This is a genomic window from Brachymonas sp. KE5 (genome assembly GCF_057773645.1).
The window spans coordinates 369,518-377,500 of sequence record NZ_CM173463.1 but is presented as its reverse complement, the minus strand read 5'-3'; the positions used below and the strand labels follow the sequence as shown (position 1 = coordinate 377,500).

The window sequence follows — 7,983 nt, the reverse complement described above, 5'->3', positions numbered from 1 at the left end:
AGTGTGGATCCGCAAGGGCGTGGAAGCGCGGCGTACGCGCAGCCAGAGCCGGGTAGCGCGCTTGCACAAGCTGCGGGCGGAGCGCGCGGCGCGCCGGGATGCGCTGGGCAGCGTGCGCATGGATATTGCCAGCGGGGTGCCGAGCGGCAAGATCGTGGCAGAACTGAGCGAGGTGAGCAAGCGCTATGGCGAGCGGGTGATCGTGCGGGATTTCAGTGCGACGATTCTGCGCGGCGACAAGGTGGGGCTGATCGGCCCAAATGGGGCGGGCAAGACGACCTTGCTGAAGCTGATTCTGGGCGAGATCGCGCCGGACAGCGGTTCGGTGCGTCAAGGGGCCAATCTGCAGGTGGCGTATTTTGACCAGATGCGAGAGGCGCTGGATCTGAATGCAACGCTGGAGGATTTCATCAGTCCGGGCAGCGAGTGGATCGAGATTGGCAGCCGCAAGCAGCATGTGAAGAGTTATCTGGGGGATTTTCTGTTCAGTCCGGCTCGTGCTGCTTCGCCGGTGCGCAGTCTTTCCGGTGGGGAGCGGAACCGCTTGTTGCTGGCGCGGCTGTTTGCCCGGCCGGCGAATGTGCTGGTGCTGGATGAGCCGACCAACGATCTGGATATCGATACGCTGGAGTTGCTGGAAGAGCTATTGCAGAACTACGAGGGGACGGTGTTTCTGGTGAGCCATGACCGGGAGTTTCTGGATAACGTGGTGACGAGCACCATCGTGAGCGAAGGGGATGGGCGCTGGCGCGAGTATGAAGGAAGCGTGGAGGATTGGCTGACGCAGTCGCAGCGGGCGACAGCGATGGAGAAGGCGGCGGCTGGCCGGGCTGGCGCTGCGCCGAAGGCCGGAGCCGCTACTACGGCTGGAGGCAGCGCGGGCGCAACTGGGACTGCGGGCGCAACTGGGACTGATAAGGCCGGTGCAGCAGGATCGGGCGTAGCCGGTTCCGGGACTGCGGGCCCACCCGGGTCGGGTTCGGGCGCTGATGCGCAGGGTCGCGGAGGCAAACGCAAGCTGAGCTACAAGGAGCAGCGGGAACTGGATGCGCTTCCCGGGCAGATCGAGGCGCTGGAGGCGGAGCAGGCGGGAATTCGCGCGGAGCTGGCCGATGGTTCGCTATATGCCTCGAACCTGCAGCGGGCAATTGCCCTGCAGCAGCGGGATGGCGAGATCGAAGAGGCGCTGATGGTGGCGCTGGAGCGATGGGAGCAGTTGGGGACGGCGCATGGCTGAGCCTTCCGGAGGTTGAGGTCAGCCGGCATTTTTGCCGGTAGGTGGCGGCAGTCTGCTGCCGGATGCCGGATGCCGGATGCCGGATGCCGGATGCCGGATGCCGGATGCCGGATGCCGGATGCTAGGCGATGATGCTTGGTGCCTTGGCTATACAGGGAAGCAAGCATCGGCAACACAGGATGCAGCCGGCACCTTGTCCAAGCTGGACCTTGCCTGCTGCGGGAATGCCTGCCCCAAGAAGCATCACACTCGCGCTAATATCCGGCATCGCCTGATTGTTTCTGCCATGCCGCCTGCTGCTCCTGTATTGACTGCTACCCGCCCTCTTCCGTTGTGGCGCGTGCTGCTGTGGGTCTGGGGGCTGCTGGCAGCGCTGGTATTGGCTGGATGCGGCACCCTGCCCCCGCCGGGGCCGCGCACCGAATCACAGGCTCTCCCGGCAGGAACCGTGACTCCGCTGAGCAAGCTGGCGGGTGCCTTGCGCAAGCAGTCCCGATCCCGGCACGATACGGGGTTTCTGCTGCTGGATTCTGCTGACAGTGCTTTTTCGAGCCGGCTCGCCCTGACCCGGCAGGCGACGCGCACGCTGGATCTGCAGTATTACGCCATTCACAACGATCCGGGGACCGGCGTACTGCTGGCGGCAATTCGCGAGGCTGCGGCGCGCGGGGTGCGGGTGCGCATCCTGCTGGATGATCTGCATACCAAGGGCGAGGATGCGGAGGTGTTGCAACTGGCGTTTGTGCCGAATGTGGAGATGCGGCTGTTCAATCCGCTGCCGGCGGGGCGCAGCATGGGCAAGTTGCGTGCGCTGTCGGCGCTGCAGGATTTTTCGCGGCTGCAGCATCGCATGCACAACAAGCTGTTTCTGGCAGATAACGTCGCGGGGATTGTGGGCGGACGCAATCTGGGCGATGCGTATTTCGGCCAGGCCGATGACAGCAATTACATCGATCTGGATGTGCTGGCGATCGGAGCGCTGGTGCCTGCGATGTCGCGCAGCTTCGACCGGTACTGGAATCATCCGCTGGCGTATCCCGTGGAGCAGCTGATGAGCCGCCGGGATTTGAAGGCCATGGTGGCGATGCGACGAAGCAATCCGTCGGCGCGGGCGGGTGGGGGCGACGAAGCAGAGGGCGAATCAGTGGCCGCTCCTGCTCCGGCGGAGCTGCCAGGTGCGATGGCACTGGAGGAAGTGGCATGGACCTGGGCGCCAAGCGCCCTGCTGGCCGATGCGCCGGCCAAGTTGTCGTCCGAGGAGCGCGATGTGGATGGCGGCGATCAGGTGGTGAGCGGCCTGTTGGGGCTGATGCGGCTTTCACGCCGATCCGTGCTGATCGTGACGCCCTATTTCGTGCCCGGCGCGCAGATGATGCAGGTGTTTGCCGGCTTGCGCCGGCGTGGCATCGCGGTGGTGGTGCTGACCAATTCGCTGGCGTCGTCGGATGCACCGCTGGCGCATATCGGCTATGAGCGTTACCGCAGGGAGTTGCTGAAGCTGGGCGTGGAGGTGCATGAGATGCGGGCCTTGCAGCCGCAATCGGTGCGCAGTGCGCTTGGTTCTTCCGGGAAGGCCAGGCATGCGAGCCTGCATGCCAAACTGGTGCTGATGGATGACACTTGGCTGGGCATTGGTTCGATGAATCTGGATTTGCGTTCGCAGTTGCAGAACAGCGAGGTGGCGGTGCTGATACGAAGCCGCCTGCTGGGCCGGCTGATCCGGGAACGGGTGACGCCGATCGTGCGCGAAGGGGCGTGGCGGCTGGAACTGGCACCCGACGGGCGCCTGCAATGGCACGCGCCTGCGGGCGTGGAGCCGGCCGTGCAGCATGGCGAGCCCGATGCGAGCGCGACCCTGCAGTTTCTGCTGAAGCTGGCCGCTCCTTTTACGCCGGATGAGATGCTGTGAATCAGAAAAAACGTGCGGTATGCCACACGAGGGCTGGCATTCTGGGGGAACATCGCACTATAATTCTGGTTTATCGCACAAGCGAATGCCGGCGTAGCTCAGTTGGTAGAGCAACGCACTCGTAACGCGTAGGTCACCAGTTCGATTCCGGTCGCCGGCACCATCTGCCCGAAACCCCTGCCTGCTTCATGCACGCAGGGGTTTTTCTTTGGCTGACGTGCTGCGCAGCCAAAATCTTTTCATGCGTCAAGCCCTCCATTTGTTGCAGGCTGAAGCGTATCGCGCGGGCAACTTGGTCCACAATGGACGCACACTAGAACAACCCCCGCATAGCTGGAAACGGCAGGCCGCTTTTTCGTGCACTGGCGCCTGCTGTCGTACAAGGAGTCCACCATGAAAAGCTGGCAGTTTGCCAACCGGGCAGCAGCCATGAGTCCGTCGATCATCCGCGAGATCCTGAAGGTGACGGAGCAGCCTGACATCATCAGTTTTGCCGGTGGCCTGCCGTCGCCGGATTCGTTTCCGATCGAGGCGTTCAGCCAGGCCTACGAGAAGGTGATGCGCGAGCATCCGCGCTCCGCGCTGCAGTATGCGGCGAGCGAGGGCTATGCCCCGCTGCGTGAGTGGGTGGCGCAGTCGCTGCCGTGGGAGGTTTCGCCGGACCAGGTGCTGATCACGACCGGTTCGCAGCAGGGCCTGGACCTTGTCGGCAAGGTGCTGATCGACGAGGGCAGCCGTGTGGTGGTGCAGACGCCGTCGTATCTGGGTGCGCTGCAGGCGTTTTCTGCCTATGAGCCGGAGATTTTCAGTGTTCCGAATGACGACCAGGGCTTGCAGCTCGAGTCGCTGGAGCGCGAGCAGTTGCGCTACCGCGCACGCTTTCTGTATCTGCTGAGCAATTTCCAGAACCCGACCGGGCTGACGCTGTCGGCGCACCGCCGCCAGGAGATTGCGAAGACCTGCCATGCGCTGGGTCTGCCGATCGTGGAGGACAACCCCTATGGCGAGCTGTGGTTCGATGCGCCGCCGCCGCCGCCCGTGTCGAGCTTCTATCCGGAGCAGTCGATTTATCTGGGCTCGTTCTCGAAGGTGCTGGCACCGGGCATGCGCCTGGGTTTTGCCGTGGTGCCGGCCGAGGTGTATCCCAAGATGCTGCAGGCCAAGCAGGCGGCGGATTTGCACAGCCCGAGCCTGAACCAGCGTCTGGCGTATGAGGTGCTGACGCAGCCGGGTTTCCTTGATGGGCATCTGGAGCGCATCCGTGCGCTGTACAAGGGGCAATGCCAGGCGATGCTGGCCGCGCTGCAGCGCCACATGCCGGATGGCGTGAGCTGGAATACGCCCAAGGGCGGCATGTTCCTGTGGCTGCGCCTGCCGGACGGGCTGGATAGTGCCGCCATGCTGCCGCTGGCAGTGCAGCAGGGGGTGGCCTATGTGCCGGGGGCTGCTTTCTATGACACGCAGCCCGACATGAGCACGATGCGCCTGAGCTTCGTGACGGCGACGCCGGAGGAGATCGATCGCGGCATTGCGCTGCTGGCGCAGACGATCGAGCAGCAGCTGGCGGCCTGAGAGAGGCCTCGGCGGAGGCGCGGTTACCGGACGGCGCTTGCTCCGTTGCGCAAAGTGTCGGCAGGAAGCGCGTCGATTTCCCGCAGCAATGTAGCCAGGGCCTGGCCGCTGGCCCGCAGCAGGGCTGCACCGCGTTCGGCATCGGCCGCGGCGGCGTTGCCGACTGCGCCGCAGGGGTGGTAATCCTGCATCTGCCAGGCCAGCTTGGCGCTGCGGCCATTGCCCAGTGTGGGGAATTGGGCGGCGCGCTGTTCGGAGGTGCTGGAGAAATTTCCTGCCTTGTCCATGCGTACCAGGTCCGGACGGATGGCCAGCATCAGGCTGGTTTCGATGACGCCGGCGTGGATACCGAAACGGTGCTCGTGGGCATCGAAGGCTTCGGCGGCTTGGCCCAGTGGCAGGTTGAACCAGCTGGTGGTGTAGACCAGCATGTCGAGGCGCGCGCGCAGGTCGCGCGCAACCACGTCCAGCAGGCCCACGTTGCCACCGTGGGTGTTGAACAGCACCAGCTTGCGCACGCCGCTTGCTGCCACGCACTCCGCCATTTCGGTCCACAGGCGGATCACGGTTTCTGCGCGCAGCGTGAGCGTGCCCTGGAAAGCCGTGTGTTCCGGGCTGTATCCCACGGCCTGCGTGGGCAGGAACAAGGCGGGCAAGTCTGCCGGCAGATGCGGCAGGCAGGCCTGCACCATGGCATCGGCCAGTGCGGTATCGACCTGCAGCGGCAAGTGCGGCCCGTGCTGCTCGATGGCGGCAACTGGCAGGATGGCGATGGCGCGATCGCGGTCCAGCGTGGCGAAGTCCGGACTGGTCAGGTCGGCCCAATAGCGCGACGGGGGGATAGGCGTGCTTGGCATGGTGCCCTCCATCATACTGACTGGCACCTTGCTGTGGGGTCTTGGCGCAAGGGGGATAATGGTTCGCTGAAAAAACTGCTGCCCCCTGCCGAAGTTCCGTGGGGCGTTTGATGATTGCATGATGACCCTACGACTTTCCGGAACGACCTTCGCTTTGCGCCAAGCGCCCTTGCTGCGCCGCAGTAGCGCTATCGCACTGGCCCTGGTGGCCAGCCTGGCTGGCGGCCATGCACTGGCACAGGGCGGATCCAGTTTTTCGGCGCTGACTGCGGCGGCGCATGAAGTCCGTACGGAACAGGTGCAAGCCCGCCTGCTGGCCCATGCGCCACAGGGGGTGCAGGCCGGCAAGCCGCTGTGGCTGGGCCTGCAGCTGATGCACGCGCCGCATTGGCATACCTACTGGAAGAATCCCGGAGACAGCGGACAGGCCACCAGCCTGCGCTGGACACTGCCTGCCGGCATGCAGGCGGGCGAGATTGCCTGGCCGGTGCCGTCGAAGCTGCCCGTGGGCCCCCTCGCCAACTATGGCTATGACGGCAGTGTGCTGCTGCCTGTAGCGGTGACGGTGCCTGCAACGGCGGATGCCGGCGGCACGATCAAGGTGGCGCTGGAGGCCAACTGGCTGGTCTGCAAACAGGAATGCATCCCGCAGCAGGGCAAGTTTGTGCTGGACTTGCCGACGGGACAGCCGCTGGTGGCTGATGCGGCAGCGTTCGAGGCGGCGCAGAGCGCGGTGCCGCAGGCGCTGCCGGGTGGGGATGGCGTTGTGCATGCGCAGGTCGATGCGCAGCGCAAGAGCATTGTGTTCAGCAGCGAGGCGCTTCCTGAGGCCTGGCAGGGGAAGGTGCTGAATCTGTATCCGGAAACACCGGAAATCATCACGCCTGCTGCCGCGGGTGAGCAGCGCTGGGAAGGCAAGCGCTGGCAGATGGAGCTGCCTTTGCATGAGATGCGGCTGGAGAGTCCGGAGCGTCTGCCGGTGGTGCTGGCGGTGCGGGGCGTGGTCGATGCCGATGGCGTGGTGCGCAATGCCGCGGGGCCGGCTTATCGCTCCGAGGTGGCGGTGGCAGGCACTTGGCCGGCGGCACAGAGCCCGGCTGAGATGTCGCCCGAGCTGGCGGCGGCCTTGCGAGCCAATGCGCAGGCGGCCCCTGCCAAGCCTGTTTCCGGCTCCGCGGCCGGCATTACGTTCTGGCTGGCCCTGGGCGGCGCGCTGCTTGGGGGTTTGCTGCTGAACCTGATGCCTTGCGTGTTTCCGGTGCTTGCCATCAAGGTTATGAGTTTTGCGCGCCATGCCCATAGCCCGCGGGAGCAGCGTGTGAGTGGCCTGGCCTATACGGCGGGCGTGGTTCTGAGCTTTGCGGCGCTGGCCGGATTGCTGCTGGTGCTGCGGGCTGCTGGAGAACAGCTGGGCTGGGGCTTCCAGTTGCAGAATCCCTGGCTGGTGGCGGCGCTGGCCGGGCTGTTTACCGTGCTGGGACTGAATCTCGCGGGAGTGTTTCATGTGGGGCAGGTGCTGCCCGGCGCGCTGGCGCAGGCCACGGCGCGGCATCCGGTGAGTGACGCCCTGCTTTCCGGGGTGCTGGCGGTGCTGGTGGCTTCGCCATGCACGGCGCCGTTCATGGGGGCATCGCTGGGCTATGCGATCCAGTTGCCGGCGCTGCAGGCCCTGCTGCTGTTCATGGCGATGGGGGTGGGTCTGGCCTTGCCGATTTTGCTGGGCAGCTTCTTCCCGCGCGTGCTGCGCTGGCTGCCGCGGCCGGGGGCGTGGATGGACACCTTCAAGCAGCTGATGGCGTTCCCGATGTTTGCCACGGTGGTGTGGCTGCTGTGGGTGCTGGGGCACCAGAGCGGCATCGACGGTGCGATTGCGCTGCTGGCGCTGCTGCTGACGGGCAGTGCGCTGCTGTGGGCGCTGGGGCGAAGCGGCAAGCTGCGTGTGGTGCTGGGGGGGGTGTTTGCCGCGATGCTGCTGTGGCTGGGCGCGGGGTATGGGGGGCTAATTGCTGCTGCGCCTGCTTCTGCCAACTCTACTGCTGATGGCTCTCAGGCCGGAGCGCTGTGGCAGCCCTGGAGCGAACAGCGCGTGCAGCAGGCCCTGACGGCCGGACAGCCGGTGTTTGTGGACTACACCGCCGCCTGGTGCGTGACCTGCCAGTTCAATAAGAAGACAGTCATGTCGACCGAGGCGTTTCTGGCCGCGATGCGCGAACACAAGGTGCTGCTGCTGCGCGCCGACTGGACGCGCAGCGATCCGGCCATTACCGCCTCGCTGAATGCCTTGGGCCGCAACGGCGTGCCGGTGTATGCGCTGCACGACCCCGGAAAGCCCGGCCAGCCCCAGGTGCTGACCGAAGTGCTGACCTTGAACGCCGTGCAAGAGGCGCTATCTACCCTGAAATAACGGT

The 7,983-nt window shown here is 65.2% G+C and carries 5 protein-coding genes and 1 tRNA gene (1 of these 6 running past the window's edge); 5 read left to right on the top strand and 1 reads right to left on the bottom strand.

The annotated features are described in order from the left end of the window. The 4 genes from ACX36O_RS01810 to ACX36O_RS01795 form a co-directional block, all read left to right on the top strand. Positions 1–1,237, top strand: the 3' portion of a protein-coding gene (locus ACX36O_RS01810; protein ID WP_488359990.1) for an ABC-F family ATP-binding cassette domain-containing protein. 770 nt of this gene lie to the left of the window's left edge; the window shows 1,237 of its 2,007 coding nt (coding positions 771–2,007); the start codon falls outside the window, past its left edge; its stop codon occupies positions 1,235–1,237. A 76-nt stretch (positions 1,238–1,313) separates the two neighbouring features. Further along, positions 1,314–3,146, top strand: coding sequence for a phospholipase D family protein (locus ACX36O_RS01805; protein ID WP_488359989.1), 1,833 nt, complete (start codon positions 1,314–1,316; stop codon positions 3,144–3,146). 87 nt (positions 3,147–3,233) lie between these two features. Next, positions 3,234–3,309, top strand: a tRNA-Thr gene (locus ACX36O_RS01800). 230 nt (positions 3,310–3,539) lie between these two features. Continuing rightward, on the top strand, positions 3,540–4,718 hold the full coding sequence (locus ACX36O_RS01795) for an aminotransferase-like domain-containing protein (protein ID WP_213362583.1): 1,179 nt from the start codon (positions 3,540–3,542) through the stop codon (positions 4,716–4,718). Positions 4,719–4,741: 23 nt separating this feature from the next. On the opposite strand, the gene ACX36O_RS01790 is transcribed toward ACX36O_RS01795, so the two are convergent. After that, positions 4,742–5,575: a creatininase family protein gene (locus tag ACX36O_RS01790; protein ID WP_488359988.1), complete on the bottom strand. Its 834-nt coding sequence runs from the start codon at positions 5,573–5,575 to the stop codon at positions 4,742–4,744. Between the two features lie 118 nt (positions 5,576–5,693). Here ACX36O_RS01790 and ACX36O_RS01785 point away from each other — a divergent pair, with 118 nt between their 5' ends. Continuing rightward, on the top strand, positions 5,694–7,979 hold the full coding sequence (locus ACX36O_RS01785; protein WP_250131094.1) for a protein-disulfide reductase DsbD family protein: 2,286 nt from the start codon (positions 5,694–5,696) through the stop codon (positions 7,977–7,979). Positions 7,980–7,983: the final 4 nt, after the last annotated feature.